Genomic DNA, 17,371 nt, shown 5'->3' with positions numbered 1-17,371 from the left:
AAGTTTATGAATTGTTCCAACAACACTTTTTTTAACATAAAAATAAATCACACTAATAATAATAAAAAGCACAATTGCAGAAATTGCAAATATAATAAATGCTAAAGAATCAGCAGGCTTTTCCACTGATTTTTTTGGTGCTATAGTTACAACACTCCAATGATCATTAGAGCCCTCCCAAAGATCAAAATTTACAAGCTGGGCTAAATTTTTTTCATTTGTAGAAGCAGGTATAAAAGTAAATAAACCATTGGTTTTGGTGCTTTGCATGTCTAGTATTGTTTTTGCACTAGGATGAGGATTAATTTCTGTGATGATTTTTCCAACATATTCTGCTTTTGGACTAGATATGATTAAACCATCACTTGAAATCAATAAACGTTGGTCATTTGCAAATAAACTCTTATTTGGATCATTTAATTCTTCTCTCAATAAATCAATGCGCACAAGCATACCTATTGCACCAATTGTTTCGTTATTCTTTCCAAAAATTGGTAAAACAATGTTTACTAAGTATAATTTTTCTCCATTTATAGAATAATCTCTAGGTCTTCCAACGGCAGGTTGCTTGGTTTGTAAAGCTTTTATGAGAGAATTTTGTTGCAAGATTACTTCTTCAGCTTGGATGAATTTAATTGATCCTTTTTGTTGCGGATTTTCATCTTTTGCTAATAATAAAAACTTTCCTGATGGAGTAAGATTTAAAGGATTATTGCCGTGGTATTGGTTAAGATGAATATATGCAAAATAAGTCCAAGAATTTGAATCTAGCATACTGCTTATTAAAATTTTAAGATCTTCTATATCTAAGTTATTATCTTTATTTGCAAAATTTTTAATAACGCCTTGTGCTGTTTCTAGTGTTGAATATGCGTTTTGGGTAATTGCTTGAATCCCATTTGAGTATCTATTGGCGCTACTTAATAAAAGTTTATGAGCTTCATCATTAAGCATTTCTTGGCTTTTTGAGATTATCGTTACAGATAAAATTCCTATGCCAATAAATATTACAGAAGATAAAATTAAAATCATTTTTGTAGTTAAATTAAAATTTTTAAACATTAGTTACCTCTTTCATCTGATGTATTTGATAAAATGGTAACTTTTGTTTTTTAATATTTTTTTATTAGTTTGTTAATTTTTTCCCACAATCTTACTCCTAATTCTTTTGCATTATTTTTATCTAAACTTTTATATTTATGACTAGCAAGTTTTTCAAGCTCACTTAGCTCTTTGGCTAGAATGTTAAGTTTATTTTGTGCTAGCTTGCTAAAGTCGTCAATTTTTGGATTTTGTTTAATTTCATTTATTTTAATAAGGATTTGTTCTCTATTTTCTTGTATGAGACGTTTAAATTTAGCAAATAAAGTGTCAAATTTATTTTCTAATAAATCTTTGAGTATGTCTTTTACGGGATTGTCAAGTTCTGATGATATTTTTTTAAGCATTTGAATAAATTCTTGTTCTATATCTATGAGTTCTTTTTCTTTGTTTTTTAAATCATATTCTAAAGCACTATATGCAAAGCTTGATTTAAATTTTTCAATCGCTAAAGAAATTCCTTCTTGTGTTCCATAAATACTTCCAATACATAAATCATAAGCAAAGGCTTGTGATTCGTTAGCAAGTTCAAAAGCTGCATTTAAAACTACTTGGGAGATTTTTAAAATTCTTTCTTTTTCAAAACTTCCTTCACAAATTGCATTAAAGACTAAATTTTTAGCAATCTCACAAGAAGTAAGTTCTATATTTTCTCCTTTTTCTAAGGTTGTGATAAAAGCACTTTCAGCAGTTTCTTTTAAAAGACCTAGTATTTCTATATCATAAAGCATAGCATCATTAATGCTTATATTAAATTCATTTAAATTCAAATCCTTTAAGGTTTTTTCTAAGTCAAAAAAATTATCACAAATTTTATGCTTAATGGTGTTTTTTTGTTCTTCGATTTTTACTTTCAATTTGCCATATTCATTAATATAAGCAAAAAATGCTTTTTTATCCTCTTCCACTCTAGCTTTGATGATACCTTGGATTATTTTAGAAATATTTTCTTCATTTATAAGTTCAAGTTTTTCTAATACCTTAGAAAAGATGGCAAAAAGCTCTTCATTGCTAGTATTTTCAAAACTAATTTTTTTATAACTTAGGCTAAAAACAAGCTCGCTAATTAAGTTTGGAATTTCATTTTTTTCACAAGCTAAGAGAGAATTTTCAAAAATAATGGCTAAATTTTTCATAGTTTTTCCTTTTTATAGTACAAATTTGGCTTTGCTTTTTAATTGATTAAAAATATTTAAACGATCGCTTTTGCTATCTACATAAACACTCAAAAGATAGCTTTTATATGTTCCTTGTTTGCTAGTATTTGAGATTTTGTATTTAAATTCTCTTTCATTAAGTATTTGAGTAAAAATTTCTAAAGCATCAACCCCAGCTTCAAAAACGACTTTATAATCCCAAAAAGTAGGGTAATTTATAATAGGTTCTTTTTTAAGATCGCAGATATTTACCACTTTTTCCTCCTTCTTTACTTTCTAAAACTATATTAGTAATTTGCATACTCTTATCAATAGCCTTAACCATATCATAAATAGTTAAAAGTCCAATGCTAACAGCAGTTAAGCTTTCCATTTCAACTCCGGTTTTTCCTTCGCATTTTACGGTCACAAAAAGTTTAAAAGAATATTCTTCTTTGTTTTCTTCTATATGGGTTTGTACTTTTGAAATCATTAAAGGATGACACATTGGAATGAGATTTGAAGTTTGCTTAGCTCCCATGATGGCTGCTGTGATGGCAGTTTGCAAAACAGGTCCTTTTTTAGCTTTATTTTCAATGATAGCTTCAAATGCTTCTTTGCTCATGTATATTTTACCGCTTGCGCAAGCTTCTCTTTGAGTGATATCTTTTTGACTTACATCTACCATTTTGGGATGATTTTTTTCATCTAAATGCGTTAAATTCATATTTTTCCTTAAGTAAAGTTTGAAAAATTATACCAAAATGTATATTTTTATATTAAAATACTACTAAAAAATTTTAAAGGATTTATAATGGCTTATGATGATGAAGAATTTGAAAATTACGATGATGAAATGTATGATGAAACAGATGATAATACTTATGTAAATAATCAAAGATCGTATAATTACGATGATGATGATTATGAATACGATGATGATTATAGTGATGATGATACTTATGAGATGGATTAAGAGTGAGTAAAAATCTTAGTAAAAAAGATATAAAAGTTTTAGGTCTTTCTTCTTTGGGAGGGACTTTAGAATTTTATGATTTTATCATTTTTGTATTTTTTGCAAGTTATATTTCTAAAAATTTCTTTCCTGAAAATTTAAGTCCATTTTGGCAAATGTTTAATACTTATGGAATTTTTGCTGCAGGATATTTAGCTAGACCGCTTGGCGGTATAGTTATGGCTCATTTTGGCGATAAATTTGGCCGTAAGAAAATGTTTATGCTTAGTATTTTGCTGATGGTTGTGCCAACTTTTATGCTTGCTTTTATACCTGCTTATGAAAGTATAGGGTATTTATGTATAGTATTTTTAGTATTTGTAAGGATTTGTCAAGGTATAGCTATAGGTGGGGAATTACCTGGTGCTTGGGTTTTTGTATTTGAGCATGCTCCAAAGGGTCAAAAACGCACTTATCTTGGAATTTTAACAGCTTCTGTGGTAGGTGGAATTTTACTTGGTAGTTTTGTGTTTTTGATAATGAATAAACTTTTCACGCAAGAAGAGCTTTATGAGTGGGCATGGAGAATTCCATTTTTCTTGGGAGGAATTTTTGGGATCATTTCTGCTTATTTGCGTAAATTTTTAAGAGAAACTCCTGTTTTTGAGCAAATGAAAAAAGATAAAGCCTTAGAAAAATTTCCTTTAAAAGAAGTGTTTAAAAAGGCTAAGCTAGGTGTTGTGCTTTCTATGTTGATAACTTGGATTTTAACTGCTTGCATTGTTGTGATGATTTTAATCATACCTTCTTTTATGGCAAAAATGTTAAGTATTGATGCAAGCGTTCAAACTTATATGCAAATGCTTGGTATAGTTGTGCTTGTAACTGGCTGTATATTAAGTGGAATTTTGGCTGATAAAATAGGTATAGTAAAAGCTTGTGTGATTTTTTCATTAGGATTTTTCTTAACTTGCTTGTTTTATTTTAATGCTCTTTATACTAAAACACCTGATTTTAATACAGTGAGTGTGTATTATTTAAGCGCTTGTTTTTTTGCTGGAGTGATGAATTTTTGCCCTTTAATGATGAGTGAAGTATTTGATGCTAAGATTAAATTTTCAGGACTTAGTTTTTCATATAATATAGCTTATGCATTAGCCGGTGGGTTTACCCCACAACTTGCTCTATTTTTACACACCATTGCTTTAGGAAATTTAGAAAATATTGCTCGTTTTTCTTTGGGATTTTATATGTTAGCTATGGCTATAATCTCACTTATTTGTGCTTTGATGTTTAAATATCTTAGTAATACCCAACGCACATACTCTCAGTGATTTTAATACGCTTTTCCAAAGGAGTGGGACTAAAAAAATGGCATTTTTCGATGTAAATATTATAATTATAATCTAGATTTAAAAGATCGTAAAATGCCTTTAAATTTACAAATTTAACCCCACATACTTCTTTTATATCTAAGATTTTATAAATTTGAGAATTATTTTTTTCTACTAAATGAGATGGGGCTAAAGTGGTAAATGAGCAAAAAGCACTTGCTAACACATAGCCACTTAAATTTTCACATTTTTGTATAAGATGTTGGTGTTTTTTTAAAATACTTTTTTTGTGTAAAAATACCACTCTTGTGCCTTGATAGCGTGCTGCTTGAACGTTTTTCCAAAATTTATAAGCATTTTTAGAGATATTTGCTAATTGATGTAATTGCACATTTAAGACATAATCATCTAAGAATTGATTGGGTGGTAAAATAGTATAAGTCATAGTTTTTCTTTAGTTTTGTTTTTAAAATTATACTAAAAATTGACTTTTGTTTATATTTTTAATTTCTAAATTTAATACAATAAGCAAAAATTATTTTTAAGGAAAAGCATGAAATTTGAAACTATTAATCATGAGGGTATAAAAAAACTTATGGATGTTTTTTATACAAAGGTTAGAGTGGATAAAGATTTAGGACCTATTTTTAATGAAAAAATCGGCACAGATGATGAGAGTTGGAAAAAACATAAAGAAAAAATAGCAAGTTTTTGGGCAGGGATGTTTTTAGCTGATCCAAGTTATAGTGGTTCACCTTTGAGAGCTCATCATGAATTGCCTCCATTTCCAAGAGAATTTTTTGATATTTGGCTTAATTTATTTGATGAGAGTTTGCAAGAAGTTTTTGAAGATGAACCAAGAAGTATCATTATAGAAAGAGCTAGAATGATAGCCCAAAGATTTCAAATGATTATTTATGATCATAGATTTGCTTAAGAGTTTAAAAACTCTTAGCGATAGTTAAATGTATGTAAGTTTTCACTATGTGAATATTTATAACTGTATTTTCCATCAAGATATATTACCAAACGATAATACCCTTTATGTGAACCAAATACAACTTTTCTAACTTGTGCTGTATTAACTTGCAGTGTTTTGGTGTTAAAATTTTGTTTTTTAGCAAAATCTATAATAATTTTAGTAGGATCTCCTATAGAAAGATGTCTTAGTATTTTATCCTGGGTTTTGATATTAATTTTGTTATTGTAAAAACCAAGAGAAATAAAATTATAAATATTTCCGCTAAAAAGTGGTGTTTCTATGTTTAAAGTAGTGTTGTTTTCTTCTGTTTTTGAGTTTTTATTTCCTTGTTTTTGTGGCACGGTTACAGATACATCAAGTATAGGCGTGGCATTTGGACTTTTAGTTTTTATAAATGAGTAGGTATCATGCCAGTTAATACTTTTGTATATATCCAGAGTGGTTTGTTCTTCAGAGCCATCAAGGTTAATGTAAGTAATGGTAATATTTTTTAAAATTCTCGCATCAGAATTAAAGTTAAAATCTTGCCTTTGGAAAGGACTAAGTTTTGCAAATTCGGTATTTTTTTGTTCTATATTATTATCAAAAGGATTGTCTTTTGCATTTAAAAATACACAAGAAAGTAAAAACAATATAAAAAATTTAATTCTCATGCGAATTTTCTCCCTTAAGTCTTAAAAGTTGCAAATATTCTTTTTGAGCTTGAGCATTCTTAGCTTTTAAAGTCATTATATTTTTTTCTAAAATTTTTTGCTCTTCTTTAAGTGTTAGTAGTACATCTAGAGAAGATTTGCCAAAAAACATATTACCAAAATACATAGCAACAATAATAGCTACAAATGATAATGCAATGGTTTTGATGAGTTGACGATGAGCTTCCTTTTTTTTAGAATGCTCATCATACTCTTTTAATAAATCGCTCAGAGTTTATCTCCTAAGTACTCATCATTATCAAGTTCAATTTCTAATAAGCGATTGTATTTAGCAGTTCTTTCGCCTCTTGCTAGAGCTCCTGTTTTGATTTGTCCTGTATTAAGCGCTACTGCAAAATCAGCTATAAAAGCATCTTCGCTTTCGCCACTTCTATGGCTCATAATACATCTGTAATTATTTCTATGAGCTAATCTTACTGTTCTCATAGTTTGAGTGATTGTTCCAATTTGATTAGGCTTAATCAATACAGCATTTGCCATATTTTTCATGATACCTTCTCTTAAAATATCTTCATTGGTTACAAACAAATCATCACCCACAAGCTGAACTTTATTGCCAAGCTTTTGAGTAAGTTTAATCCAACCTTCATAATCATCTTCAGCTAAACCATCTTCAATACTAAAAATTGGATATTTTGCACATAATTCTTCATAACGCGCGATTAAGTCTTCACTTGAGAAAACTTTACCCTCTAAATGGTATTTACCATCTTTATAAAGTTCACTACTTGCTACATCTAACGCTAGTTTGATTTTATTTTCATAGCCTGCTTTTTTAATACAAGTCATTAAAAGATCAAGAGGTTCTGTATTATTTGCTAAATTTGGTGCAAAACCACCCTCATCGCCTAAGGCAGTAGAGTGACCTAAGTTGGCTAATTCTTTTTTCAATACTGCATAAATTTCACAAACTGATCTTAATCCTTCTTTAAAACTTGAAAAACCAAAAGGCATAATCATAAATTCTTGAAAATCTACGCTATTGTTTGCATGCGCGCCACCGTTGATGATATTACACATTGGTACGGGTAGTACGCTTGCATTTGCTCCACCTAAATAGCGATATAAAGGCACACCTAGTGCATTAGCGGCAGCACGTGCTGTTGCCATAGAAATTCCTAAGGTTGCATTTGCTCCTAGGTTAGAGTAGTTTTTTGTCCCATCAAGCTCTAAAAGAGTATTATCTAGTTGGGTTTGATTAAATGCATCAAGCCCTATAATGTTTTCAGCTATGGTGCCATTGATGTTTTCAATCGCTTTTAAAACACCTTTACCACCAAATCTTTCATCATTATCTCTTAGTTCTAAAGCTTCTTTTTTTCCCGTGCTTGCACCACTTGGAACGATAGCGCTTCCTACACTACCATCGCTTAGCATGATTTCGGCTTTAATGGTAGGGTTGCCTCTACTATCTAAAACTTCAAAAGCTCTTAAATCTTCAATAATCAACATTATTCCTCTCCTTCTTCATCGTCTTCTTTTGCACCCAAAATCATACTATCTATACCGATTGAGTTTTGTATGGCTTGAGTGATTTCATCTGCAATAGCTGGATTTTCTTTTAAAAATGCTTTGGCATTTTCTCTACCTTGACCAAGTTTAGAAGCCTTGTAAGAAAACCACGCACCGCTTTTATCAATAATATCAAGTTTTACACCATAGTCTATTAGCTCGCCCTCACGGCTTACACCCTCGCCAAACATCACATCAAATTCAGCCTGTTTAAATGGAGGGGCTACTTTATTTTTAGCCACTTTTACTTTAACACGGTTTCCAATAGGCTCATCATTTTGTTTTAAAGTGGCTGTTTTTCGTACATCTAAACGAACCGAAGCATAAAATTTTAAAGCATTTCCTCCGGTAGTTGTTTCAGGAGTGCCATAGCCCATCATGCCTATTTTCATACGAATTTGGTTGATGAAAATTACAGTGGTGTTCATTTTATGTACGATACCGGTTAATTTTCTTAAAGCTTGGCTCATTAATCTTGCTTGAAGACCTACATGCTGATCTCCCATATCACCTTCGATTTCTGCTTTTGGAGTAAGTGCAGCAACGCTATCTACTACTATTAGATCAATGGCTCCACTTCTTGCTATGGTTTCAACGATTTCTAAGGCTTGTTCTCCAAAATCTGGTTGAGAGATGTAAAGATTTTCTGTATCAACACCTAAATTCTTTGCATATCTTACATCAAGAGCATGCTCAGCATCGATAAATGCACAAACTCCACCTTTTTTTTGACATTCTGCTATGATGTGTAAGGTAAGTGTAGTTTTACCTGAACTTTCAGGTCCATAAATTTCTATAATTCTTCCTTTTGGAACCCCGCCAATTCCTAAAGCCAAATCAAGTCCAACCGAACCTGTAGGAATAGAATCAATTTTTTCAACTTCTTTATCGCCAAGTCTTAAAATAGTACCTTTTCCAAAGGTTTTATCAAGACTTTTTAAAGCCGCATCAAGTGATTTTCTTTTATTATCATCCATACTTGTTAATCCTTTTATAATATGTTTAAAATTGTATCAAAAAGAAATTTAATATAAGTTTTTATTTTGAATTTTGCTAAAATACTTTTTTAAATTTTTCAAGGAAAAAAATGAATAAAAAAATTAGCGTAGCACACTCTCCTGATGCTGATGATATTTTTATGTATATGGCGATTAAATTTGGTTGGGTTGGAAATGCTTATGAGTATGAAAATACAGCTTTAGATATACAAACTTTAAATGAACTTGCATTAGAAAATATATACGATGTTAGTGCGATATCTTTTGCGCTTTATCCTTTAATAGCTAGTGAATATGCTTTATTAAAAACTGCTGTGAGTTTTGGTGAGGGTTATGGGCCAAAGCTTATTAAGAAAAAAGATAAAAAATTAAAGCCAAATTTTAAAGTTGCTTTAAGTGGAGCACACACTACTAATGCTTTAATCTTTCGCATAAAATACCCACAAGCTAGAATAGTTTATAAGAATTTTTTAGAGATTGAAAAGGCTGTTTTAGAAGATGAGGTTGATGCGGGAGTGCTTATACATGAGAGTATTTTAGAATTTGATTCTAGTTTGTGTGTTGAGGCTGAACTTTGGGATATTTGGCAAGAATTGGCTAAAGATGATTTACCTTTACCTTTGGGTGGTATGGCTCTTAGAAGATCTTTACCACTTAATGATGCAATAGCGGTTGAAAAAGATTTGATTAAAGCAGTAGAAGTAGCTGATCATAATAGAAAAATCTTAGCTTCTATGCTTTTAGAGCGTAATTTAATACGCGTAGATGCCCAAAAACTTGATGTGTATTTAAATTTATATGCAAATAAAAACTCTATAAATATGAATGATAAACAATACAATGCCATAGATAAGCTTTTTGAGCTTGGGTTTAATCATGGATTTTATGAGAAGTTAATAAAAAGCAAAGACTATCTTATCCCTAGTGAGTATGAAGAATTTAGAAATTCTTGATAGAATTTAAATTTTTAAGGAGTAAATATGGAAAGTACTTTAGTAGCCTTGGGTGTACAAACTTTTAAAATCACACTTATGCTTTCTTTACCTATGCTTTTAGCAGGGCTTATTGCAGGGCTTATTATAAGTATTTTCCAAGCTGTAACGCAAATTAATGAAGCTACGCTTTCTTTTGTGCCAAAAATTTTACTTGTTGTTGTGGTAATAGTATTTTTAATGCCTTGGATGATAAGTTCTATGATTGATTTTACAACTAATATTTTAAATCAAATTCCAAGCTTTATTAGATGATTATTGATTTTTCTAAGTATTCTTCTGTGCGTATAGGTGAGAGCTTTGAAGTGCAAATACTTGAAGAGCCTTGCGAATTTGATGGTTTTTTAATAGGTGGGGCAAATAATCTTTTAATCTCTCCAAAACCCAAAAAACTTGGAATTTTAGGGAAAAGTTTTGATTATATTAAAATTTTAGAGCAAAATGAAAAAGGTATGTTTTTAGAGATAGGTTCTAGTGTGAAATCTTTTAAAATGTATCACTTTGCTAAAGAAAACAACTTAAAAGGCTTTGAGTTTTTAAGAAATATCCCAGGGACTTTGGGTGGTATTTTGAAAATGAATGCAGGGTTAAAAGATGAGGATATTAGCAAAAACTTAATTAGTATTTGCACTTTTAATCAAGAAATTTTAAAACAAAATATAGCTTTTGCTTATAGGTTTAACCCTATTAAAGAAGTAATGTTTAGCGCGAAGTTTTTTTTAGAATATGGATTTGACCCAGTTAAAGATGAACTTTTAAAAAATGCAAGAAAAAATCAACCCAAAGGTGCTAGCTTTGGCTCTATTTTTAAAAATCCCAAAAACGATCATGCAGGAAGGTTGATAGAAGCAGTTAATCTTAAAGGTTTTAGTAAAAACGATGCGATGTTTAGTAATGAACATGCAAATTTTTTAATCAATAAAAAACATGCTAGTTTTGATGATGCTATGTTTTTGATAGAGCTTGCTAAAAAAAGAGTTTTTGAAGAATTTGGGATTGTTTTAGAAGAAGAAGTAGTGATTATATAGTATTTTTAATATCTTCATAAACAATTTTAGCTATTTCTTGGACTAATTCTTGATAAGATTTATTTTTATCATTTGTGCTAAATTGAGTATTGATAGTAAGGATTTTATGATCTTTTAATTTTTTTGTTTTAGCATTAAAAAGTTTGTATTCTATGTCGGCTTTGACTTCAAAATTGGAAAAAAGCAAGAAATTTTGTTGGCTTGCTTGAATACTTTTTAAATCTAGCAAAATAATAAAATCAGCCTTTTTGAAACGATTAAATTCTAAAAACTCACTTGCACTGATGAAATTTTTATTTGTTTGCAAGATATTTTGACTATTGATATAAGTTTGATTTTCTTTTTGACTAAGCAAGGTAAAATTATTTTGCTCATTTAAAATAGCACTTAATGCTTTTAGTGTATCTTTTGCCATGGTTTTAGCATCGATTTTTAAGTTTGAAAAATAAAAATTATATTCTTTTTCATAGCTTGGCACTAAAGCTAAGGTATTAATATGCGAGAGCTTGTCATAATTTATATTTTGCTCAAGATTGATGATATTAAAATCATCATTATTTTGTAATTTGATGATTTTTTTATTTGCAAAAGAGTTAGCATAAATAGCACTTAAAAAACACAAAAACACCAAAAAAAATCTCACTAAAAACCTTTTAATTTAAATTCATTTTTAGCAAAAGCTATAAAACTTGGAAGTTTAAAATCAGGACTATTATAATTTAGAGCTTTTTTATCAAAATCATATAAAATTCCACCATTTTGTTTGACTAAAAAATCTCCCGCAGCTATATCCCAAGCTTTTGGACCACCAAAACGTGGGTAAATTCCAGCTTTTGCTTCAAGTAAATATACAAATTTCAAAGCAGATGAAACCTTAATGCCTTCAAGATGATTTTGAATGAAAAAATCTTCATTGTTATCATGGTTTTTAGAGTAAAGGGCTATATTTTTAACCTTTTCGTATTGCTCTAAGCTAAGATTTAAAATTTCATTATTTTTATAAACTTTAGTATGAGCGTGTGCATAATAAAATGCATTATTTTCCACATCACCTATGAGTGAAAGTGTAGGGGTGTTTTTGTGGATTAATGCGATTAAAACACAATATTCTTTGTCTTTTTTAGCATAAGATTTAGTGCCATCAAGAGGATCTATTAGCCAAAAATACTCTAAATTTTTTCTTTCTTCATAAGAGAGTATATTTTCTTCAGAGCATATAGCTATATCGCTTGAAGCCAAAATCTCACTAATAGCTTCATTAGACTTTATATCAGCTAAACCTACCGGAGAATCATCATCTTTAAGCCACAAAGTATTTTTGTCTTTATATTCAAGTAATACTTTTGAGGCTTCCTTGCTTGCTTTTAAGGCTAATTCTAAAAGTGTGTCTAAATTTTTCATAAAAAAAGTATAGCAATTTTATATAAATACTTAGTAGAATTATTTTCTACTAAGATTATTAATAAATTTAATTAAGCTAATGGCTAAAATTGCTTCAAGTAAAGCAGTAAGCACTAGCCCCGAGTATATATCTTGAGTGATGATATTGGTTTGATAAGAAAGCGTAGCTACTGCGATGAGTAAGGTTAGTGGCATAGAATGGCTTAGGCCAAATAAAAAGGTGTTTTTTAAACCAAGTATTTTTACAAAAGTCATAGCACAAAGTATTCTTAGTCCTATCATAAAGGCAGTTAGCGAAAAAGCTATGAGCAAAACTTGAGGGTTTAAAAGCATTTGGAGTTTAAAACTTGAGCCTATATAGATGAAAAATATAGGGATTAAAAAGCCATAACCAAAACTAGAAAGTTTATGCTCTAAGTCTTTTTTATGATCAAAAAAAGTAGCTATAAATGAACCTGCTATAAAAGCTCCAAGTGCAACTTCAAGTTTAAAATAAATCATAATCGCAACTATGGCTATGAAAATTGCCATGCAAAATCTTATATCTTTTTCGTTTTGATCTTGCCAAGGCATGAGTATGGTTTTAAGCTGTGGATACCACCAAAAAAGCACTTCTAAAAATTTAAATCCAAAAATACAAAGTGCTAAAAATCCTACTAAGTATAATAAATTTTGAGTGAGTGAGAAAAGATCAGCTCCTTTGCCCAAAAATGCTGCAGCTATGGTAAGCAAAACTATGCTTACAACTTCAGCTAAAGTGGCTACTACCATAGATACATTAAGCCACTCACAGTTTTTGCCAAAGTCTCTATAAAGCGTTGAGAGCAAACCCACACTCATAACAGGTATAATAATGACAAAAATATAAGAAATATCTATACTTTCAACCGCTAAAACACTAAAAGCATATAAAAGTATAATGTAAATAAAAGCTTTATTAAGTAAGCTTCTTTCAGTGTTTAAAAAGGTTTTAAGGTTAATCTCCATACCCGCAATAAACATAAGATAATAAAATCCCGCATTAGCTAAAAGTTTAAAATTCTCACTTTCTCCTATGAAACCCAAAAATCCTATAAAAGAACCAAGCATGATTTCAGTGGCTGAAAGTGGGAGTTTTAAAAATTTAGCAATATAAGGTGAAGTTAGCAAACATCCTGCTACGACTAATAAAATTTTTAAATCCGTAGCAGCTTGAGCATCAATGGCATGAGCTAGCAAAGCTAAATCCCATTTGTTTTAGTTTTTGTATGTCTTTGCTAGGTTCTTCGCCTTTAGTTGTAAGATAATCGCCCACTACTATAGCACTAGCTCCTGCGTCAAAAATTTCATATTGCCTTTCTTTTAGCACTACTTCTCTACCACCTGCTACCATGATATGTGCATTTGGTAAGTCTTTTTTAGTATCTTTGATGATATTTAATGCCTCATCAGGATCAAGCAAAGCTTGTTTAAGTTTTAAGTTTTCATTTGGTATGAAAAAATTAATAGGCGAAGAAAAAGGATCAAGCTCTTTTAAACTTGCTCTAAAACTTTTTCTATCAGCTTCGTTTTCTCCAAGACCATAAATTCCACCACAACAAAGCATTAAACCTGCTTCTTTAGCATAAAGATTAGTTTGAAATCTTTGCTCCCAAGTATGCGTAGAGCAAATGTTTGGGAAAAATTCTTTAGATGTTTCTAGATTATGATTATAAGAAAAAATTCCTGCTTTTTTTAATTCTTTGAGTTGTTCTAAATTTGCTATGCCATTGCAAGCTATGAGTAAAAGTCCTTCTACTTCTTTTTGCACCGCATGAGCTACCTTGCATACATACTCAAGTTTTTCATCATCAAGCCCAGCTCCTGCTGTGACCAAACAAAACCCCAAAGCCTCATTTTTCTTAGCCATTTTAGCTTCTAAAACAATTTGATCTATATCTTTTCTTTTGTATTTGTTGATATTAGTTTTCACATGAGCACTTTGTGTGCAGTATTTGCAGTCCTCCCCGCACCCTCCACTTGCTATATTAGATATAGCACAAAGCATGATTTGCATTGCTTGATCCTTCCTTTAGTGACTTTCATCTATGTTGTTTTTATATTTTTTTGTAAAAAATCTGAGACGTTTTTTACAGCTTCTAATAAAGCGTGTTTTTAAATCTCCTATGGCATTTTTTGTTTTAAATCTCAAAGGTACCTTGATACTTCTCATCATTTTAGTCCAAAAATATTTATTTCCTATTGCTCCACAAGCATTTTCATTTATATTATAATTTATAATAGTCAAGGATGTGTTTATTGTTGTTTTTTCAAAATTTAATTCATCAATAGCTAGTTTATTGCTAGAATTAACATTTATAAAGTAGTAATTTTTATTATTATTGAATAATTCTGAAATCTTTTTTAAAAATTCTGTAGTTTTTGTTTTGTTGAAATTGCCACTACGTATAAAAACTATATTTTGGGAGTGTATAATTTTTTCTTTTATGATTTTCCATCTATCAATAGCTTGTGAGTTAACTCTTTTTGCTTGAATTTTTAGATCTTCATTATGAAAAAAATGGTGTACAGAAAGTATATTGTTGATATTATCTTTTACACTTATAGTGTTTTGGTTGTCACTGTGTAATCTTTCGTAAGATAAAAAAAAATCCTCAAAATTCGTTTTAAAAAGATGGATTATAACATCAAGATTTTCATTAACCATCCAATCCAATGGAGATGCCCATGCACGTAAAAAATTTTTTCTCATATGATGTGCTGGTCTACATTGAGAGCCTAAGCTTAATATTAAATCTGCTTTAACTTTTGGAAAATTAAAATCTTTAATTTTTGTGGTTTGTTCTTGCATTAAATTTCCTTTTTGATTTTGCATTTTAAGCACTCTAAAAATGTGCCTTTTTTAAGCTCTTTGATGATCAAAGTTTCACCACACTCGCTACATTTTTCTTCACTTGGTTTGTATTTGCTTATATAGTTGCATTTTGGATAAGCACTACAACCATAAAATTTGCCACGCTTAGAAAAACGCTCTACGATCTCACCTTCTTGGCAACTTGGGCATTTTACGCCTATGGTATTGAGTTTTTTCTCGCTTTTTTCTTCATTTTGTGTTTCTTGTTTTAAATTTCTTGAGTATTTACATTTTGGAAAATTTAAACAAGCTATAAATTCTCCATATCTTCCTTTTCTTATAGCAAGCTCTCCACCACAATCAGGGCAGGTTTCATCTAATTTTGTAAAAGTTTTTTGACTTTTTATATTTTTTTTACCCTCATCGATTTTTCTCATAAAAGGAAAATAAAACTCTCTTAAAACTTCTTGCCAGTCCATTTTGCCCTCTGCTATGATGTCAAGTTTATCTTCCATTTTAGAAGTAAAATCACTATCTACTATATCGCTAAAGTTTTGCTCTAAAACTTCTGTTACAACAAAGGCTATTTCATTAGGTATGATTTGTTTTTTATCTATATGCACATATTCTCTTGCACTAAGTAAAGAAATAGTTGGAGCATAAGTAGAAGGGCGTCCTATACCAAGATTTTCTAGCTTTTTAACAAGCCCAGCTTCAGAGTATCTTGAAGGTGGCTCAGTAAAATGTGAGTTTAATTCTATATTTTGGATATTTAATGTATCTTCTAGTTTTAAATTAGGTAAAATTTTATCTTTGTCCATATCTCCATATACTTTATAGTGCCCATCAAATAAAATTTTTCTACCACTTATTTTAAAACTTGCTTCATTTGATTTTACATAGACATTTTGAGTTTGAGATATAGCAGGATTCATTTGTGAAGCTAGGAAACGATTGTATATTAAAGTATATAATCTTGCTTCATCTTTTTCTAAAAACTCACTTGCAAGTTTTGGAGTAAAACTAAGATTAGTCGGTCTTATAGCCTCATGTGCTTCTTGGGCGCCTTTGCTTTTAGTGGTGTAAATATTTGCTTTGCTTGGTAAGTACTCTTTACCAAAATCATTTTTGATGAGTTTTCTTACTTCTTCTAAAGCTTCTTTTGCGATATTTAGGCTATCAGTTCTCATATAAGTGATCACGCCCATAATACCTTGATGAGTTTTTACGCCCTCATAAAGTTTTTGAGCTATCATCATGGTTTTTTTAGGGTTAAAACCTAGGCGATTGCTTGCGCTTTGTTGCAAAGTTGAGGTCATAAAAGGTGCTTGTGGGGCTATTTTTCTATCTTTACTTTCTATATCTTTTATTTTAAAGTTAGCATTTTTACAAGCTTCAAAGATAAGCTTAGCTCTATCTTCATTAGTTAGACTTAGTTTTTCTATCTTTTGATTTTGAAACTCAACTAGTTCAGCTTGTAAGTCTTTTTCAAAAATCATATCTATACTAAAGTATTTCAAAGGAACAAAAGCTTTGATTTCTCTTTCTCTATCGACGATGATTTTTAAAGCCGCACTTTGAACACGTCCTGCACTTAGACCTTTTTGAATTTTTTGATTGAGTAAAGGGCTTAGTTTATAACCTACTATGCGATCAAGCAAGCGTCTAGTTTGTTGAGCGTTGACGCTATTTATATTTAAAGATCTTGGGTTTTTTAAAGCATTTTCTATAGCACTTTTAGTGATCTCATGGAAAACTATGCGTGGCAGGGAATTTTCATCTTTATTAATAGCCTTGGCTATATGATAAGCTATGGCTTCACCCTCGCGATCCTCATCGGTTGCAAGGTAGATGGTTTTTGCTTTTTTAGCCTTTTCTTTGAGTTCTTTTACTAAGCTTGAATGATCATTTGAAATTCTATATTCAGGTTTAAAATTTTCATCTTCTATTTTTATACCAAAGCTAGTTTTAGGTAGATCTCTAATATGTCCTTTAGAGGCTATTACTTCATAGTCTTTACCCAAAAAATTACCTATGGTTTTAGCTTTAGCAGGTGATTCTACTATGATTAAATTTTTCATTATTTTCCTTGTGAGGATTAAAATTAGTAAAAGTGTATAAAAAAAAGTTAAATTTTTTGCTTAGATGGGTTTTTAAATGAATAATCTAAAATAAGTTACAAATAAAATATTTTAAAAGTATAAAATTTTTTTCTTTATTTTCGATATAGTCTAAACAACGGCATGGAAGCGGTTGAATTTATTTAAAAGGATTTAAAATGGGATTTCGTATAAATACTAACGTGGCATCTTTAAATGCTCAAAACAATGCAAATTTAAACTCAAGAGCATTAGACAACTCTCTTGCTAGACTTAGCTCAGGTTTA

At 30.2% G+C, this 17,371-nt stretch carries 21 protein-coding genes and 1 pseudogene; 7 read left to right on the top strand and 15 right to left on the bottom strand.

The genetic code is table 11. From position 1 onward, the window contains the following. From L8X36_RS07690 to moaC, 4 genes are all read right to left on the bottom strand, one after another. Window positions 1–1,062: cache domain-containing protein (locus tag L8X36_RS07690; RefSeq protein ID WP_263683283.1), on the bottom strand; the 1,062-nt coding region annotated here is incomplete at its 3' end. A gap of 50 nt (window positions 1,063–1,112) precedes the next feature. Continuing rightward, window positions 1,113–2,237: a hypothetical protein gene (locus tag L8X36_RS07685; RefSeq protein WP_263683282.1), complete on the bottom strand. Its 1,125-nt coding sequence runs from the start codon at window positions 2,235–2,237 to the stop codon at window positions 1,113–1,115. A gap of 12 nt (window positions 2,238–2,249) precedes the next feature. Next, entirely contained in the window at window positions 2,250–2,513 is a 264-nt protein-coding gene (locus L8X36_RS07680; RefSeq protein WP_263664263.1) for a DUF493 domain-containing protein, read from the bottom strand. Beyond that, window positions 2,491–2,964, bottom strand: a complete 474-nt coding sequence (gene moaC, locus L8X36_RS07675; RefSeq protein WP_263683281.1) for a cyclic pyranopterin monophosphate synthase MoaC — start codon at window positions 2,962–2,964, stop codon at window positions 2,491–2,493. The genes L8X36_RS07680 and moaC overlap by 23 nt, the downstream gene beginning before the upstream one ends. An 87-nt stretch (window positions 2,965–3,051) precedes the next feature. Here moaC and L8X36_RS07670 point away from each other — a divergent pair, with 87 nt between their 5' ends. Then, window positions 3,052–3,213 carry a highly acidic protein gene (locus tag L8X36_RS07670; RefSeq protein ID WP_263683280.1) on the top strand — a complete coding sequence of 54 codons (162 nt, stop codon included), beginning with the start codon at window positions 3,052–3,054 and terminating at the stop codon, window positions 3,211–3,213. Window positions 3,214–3,215: 2 nt separating this feature from the next. Beyond that, window positions 3,216–4,526, top strand: coding sequence for an MFS transporter (locus tag L8X36_RS07665; RefSeq protein WP_263683279.1), 1,311 nt, complete (start codon window positions 3,216–3,218; stop codon window positions 4,524–4,526). Here the strand turns inward: L8X36_RS07665 and L8X36_RS07660 are convergent. Continuing rightward, window positions 4,495–4,971, bottom strand: coding sequence for a cysteine permease (locus tag L8X36_RS07660; RefSeq protein ID WP_263683278.1), 477 nt, complete (start codon window positions 4,969–4,971; stop codon window positions 4,495–4,497). The two genes, L8X36_RS07665 and L8X36_RS07660, sit on opposite strands and share 32 nt — an antisense overlap. Window positions 4,972–5,079: 108 nt before the next feature. Between L8X36_RS07660 and L8X36_RS07655 the strand changes: the two genes are divergently transcribed. Then, window positions 5,080–5,463 carry a group III truncated hemoglobin gene (locus L8X36_RS07655; protein ID WP_263683277.1) on the top strand — a complete coding sequence of 128 codons (384 nt, stop codon included), beginning with the start codon at window positions 5,080–5,082 and terminating at the stop codon, window positions 5,461–5,463. Between the two features lie 14 nt (window positions 5,464–5,477). Here L8X36_RS07655 and L8X36_RS07650 read toward each other — a convergent pair whose 3' ends face one another. The 4 genes from L8X36_RS07650 to recA all read right to left on the bottom strand — a co-directional run bounded on the left by L8X36_RS07650 (window position 5,478) and on the right by recA (window position 8,710). Then, window positions 5,478–6,161, bottom strand: a complete 684-nt coding sequence (locus L8X36_RS07650; protein WP_039667888.1) for an AMIN domain-containing protein — start codon at window positions 6,159–6,161, stop codon at window positions 5,478–5,480. Further along, complete coding sequence (locus tag L8X36_RS07645; RefSeq protein ID WP_173787953.1) at window positions 6,151–6,327, bottom strand: hypothetical protein; 177 nt, start codon at window positions 6,325–6,327, stop codon at window positions 6,151–6,153. Before L8X36_RS07645 ends, L8X36_RS07650 begins: the two co-directional genes overlap by 11 nt. Before the next feature lie 101 nt (window positions 6,328–6,428). After that, window positions 6,429–7,673 (bottom strand): phosphopyruvate hydratase, encoded by a 1,245-nt coding sequence (eno, locus tag L8X36_RS07640; RefSeq protein ID WP_047207898.1) that lies wholly within the window; start codon window positions 7,671–7,673, stop codon window positions 6,429–6,431. Further along, window positions 7,673–8,710, bottom strand: a complete 1,038-nt coding sequence (recA, locus tag L8X36_RS07635; protein ID WP_039617275.1) for a recombinase RecA — start codon at window positions 8,708–8,710, stop codon at window positions 7,673–7,675. The genes eno and recA overlap by 1 nt, the downstream gene beginning before the upstream one ends. Window positions 8,711–8,820: 110 nt before the next feature. On the opposite strand from recA, the gene L8X36_RS07630 reads away from it, so the two are divergent. Genes L8X36_RS07630 through L8X36_RS07620 form a run of 3 tightly spaced genes read left to right on the top strand, consistent with a single transcriptional unit; the run spans window position 8,821 to window position 10,751 of the window. Continuing rightward, a complete protein-coding gene (locus L8X36_RS07630; RefSeq protein ID WP_263683276.1) occupies window positions 8,821–9,684 on the top strand; it encodes a menaquinone biosynthesis family protein in 864 nt (287 codons plus the stop codon). 27 nt (window positions 9,685–9,711) lie between these two features. Continuing rightward, window positions 9,712–9,978, top strand: coding sequence for a flagellar biosynthesis protein FliQ (gene fliQ / locus L8X36_RS07625; protein ID WP_012660903.1), 267 nt, complete (start codon window positions 9,712–9,714; stop codon window positions 9,976–9,978). Then, window positions 9,975–10,751: a UDP-N-acetylmuramate dehydrogenase gene (locus tag L8X36_RS07620; RefSeq protein ID WP_263683275.1), complete on the top strand. Its 777-nt coding sequence runs from the start codon at window positions 9,975–9,977 to the stop codon at window positions 10,749–10,751. Before fliQ ends, L8X36_RS07620 begins: the two co-directional genes overlap by 4 nt. Here the strand turns inward: L8X36_RS07620 and L8X36_RS07615 are convergent. The 6 genes from L8X36_RS07615 to topA are packed head-to-tail and all read right to left on the bottom strand — an operon-like array spanning window position 10,744 to window position 17,066. Then, on the bottom strand, window positions 10,744–11,394 hold the full coding sequence (locus L8X36_RS07615) for a hypothetical protein (protein ID WP_263683274.1): 651 nt from the start codon (window positions 11,392–11,394) through the stop codon (window positions 10,744–10,746). The genes L8X36_RS07620 and L8X36_RS07615 overlap by 8 nt on opposite strands. Then, window positions 11,394–12,152, bottom strand: a complete 759-nt coding sequence (locus L8X36_RS07610) for a 3'(2'),5'-bisphosphate nucleotidase CysQ (protein WP_263683273.1) — start codon at window positions 12,150–12,152, stop codon at window positions 11,394–11,396. The genes L8X36_RS07615 and L8X36_RS07610 overlap by 1 nt, the downstream gene beginning before the upstream one ends. 39 nt (window positions 12,153–12,191) lie before the next feature. After that, window positions 12,192–13,370: a cation:proton antiporter gene (locus L8X36_RS07605; RefSeq protein WP_087685281.1), complete on the bottom strand. Its 1,179-nt coding sequence runs from the start codon at window positions 13,368–13,370 to the stop codon at window positions 12,192–12,194. Next, window positions 13,351–14,187, bottom strand: coding sequence for a biotin synthase (locus L8X36_RS07600; RefSeq protein ID WP_263683272.1), 837 nt, complete (start codon window positions 14,185–14,187; stop codon window positions 13,351–13,353). The genes L8X36_RS07605 and L8X36_RS07600 overlap by 20 nt, the downstream gene beginning before the upstream one ends. A gap of 15 nt (window positions 14,188–14,202) precedes the next feature. Further along, window positions 14,203–14,982 (bottom strand): papain-like cysteine peptidase, encoded by a 780-nt coding sequence (locus L8X36_RS07595; protein WP_263683271.1) that lies wholly within the window; start codon window positions 14,980–14,982, stop codon window positions 14,203–14,205. Then, window positions 14,982–17,066 (bottom strand): type I DNA topoisomerase, encoded by a 2,085-nt coding sequence (gene topA / locus L8X36_RS07590; protein ID WP_412175678.1) that lies wholly within the window; start codon window positions 17,064–17,066, stop codon window positions 14,982–14,984. The genes L8X36_RS07595 and topA overlap by 1 nt, the downstream gene beginning before the upstream one ends. A 197-nt stretch (window positions 17,067–17,263) precedes the next feature. Between topA and L8X36_RS07585 the strand changes: the two are divergent. Next, a pseudogene (locus L8X36_RS07585) lies at window positions 17,264–17,371 on the top strand (flagellin); the annotation flags it as partial.

The sequence above is a fragment of the Campylobacter sp. CNRCH_2014_0184h genome, from assembly GCF_025772985.1.
Classification (GTDB): domain Bacteria; phylum Campylobacterota; class Campylobacteria; order Campylobacterales; family Campylobacteraceae; genus Campylobacter_D.
This window is presented reverse-complemented; position numbering and strand designations above follow the sequence as displayed.

Excerpts from the sequence above, each read along its gene's own strand:
- L8X36_RS07645 (WP_173787953.1), bottom strand. The coding sequence starts at position 6,327 with ATGTATTTTGGTAATATGTTTTTTGGCAAATCTTCTCTAGATGTACTA.
- L8X36_RS07630 (WP_263683276.1), top strand. The coding sequence starts at position 8,821 with ATGAATAAAAAAATTAGCGTAGCACACTCTCCTGATGCTGATGATATT.
- L8X36_RS07650 (WP_039667888.1), bottom strand. The coding sequence starts at position 6,161 with ATGAGAATTAAATTTTTTATATTGTTTTTACTTTCTTGTGTATTTTTA.
- fliQ (WP_012660903.1), top strand. The coding sequence starts at position 9,712 with ATGGAAAGTACTTTAGTAGCCTTGGGTGTACAAACTTTTAAAATCACA.
- L8X36_RS07610 (WP_263683273.1), bottom strand. The coding sequence starts at position 12,152 with ATGAAAAATTTAGACACACTTTTAGAATTAGCCTTAAAAGCAAGCAAG.
- L8X36_RS07600 (WP_263683272.1), bottom strand. The coding sequence starts at position 14,187 with ATGCAAATCATGCTTTGTGCTATATCTAATATAGCAAGTGGAGGGTGC.
- recA (WP_039617275.1), bottom strand. The coding sequence starts at position 8,710 with ATGGATGATAATAAAAGAAAATCACTTGATGCGGCTTTAAAAAGTCTT.
- L8X36_RS07660 (WP_263683278.1), bottom strand. The coding sequence starts at position 4,971 with ATGACTTATACTATTTTACCACCCAATCAATTCTTAGATGATTATGTC.
- L8X36_RS07685 (WP_263683282.1), bottom strand. The coding sequence starts at position 2,237 with ATGAAAAATTTAGCCATTATTTTTGAAAATTCTCTCTTAGCTTGTGAA.
- topA (WP_412175678.1), bottom strand. The coding sequence starts at position 17,066 with ATGAAAAATTTAATCATAGTAGAATCACCTGCTAAAGCTAAAACCATA.
- L8X36_RS07595 (WP_263683271.1), bottom strand. The coding sequence starts at position 14,982 with ATGCAAGAACAAACCACAAAAATTAAAGATTTTAATTTTCCAAAAGTT.
- L8X36_RS07620 (WP_263683275.1), top strand. The coding sequence starts at position 9,975 with ATGATTATTGATTTTTCTAAGTATTCTTCTGTGCGTATAGGTGAGAGC.
- moaC (WP_263683281.1), bottom strand. The coding sequence starts at position 2,964 with ATGAATTTAACGCATTTAGATGAAAAAAATCATCCCAAAATGGTAGAT.
- L8X36_RS07670 (WP_263683280.1), top strand. The coding sequence starts at position 3,052 with ATGGCTTATGATGATGAAGAATTTGAAAATTACGATGATGAAATGTAT.
- eno (WP_047207898.1), bottom strand. The coding sequence starts at position 7,673 with ATGTTGATTATTGAAGATTTAAGAGCTTTTGAAGTTTTAGATAGTAGA.
- L8X36_RS07655 (WP_263683277.1), top strand. The coding sequence starts at position 5,080 with ATGAAATTTGAAACTATTAATCATGAGGGTATAAAAAAACTTATGGAT.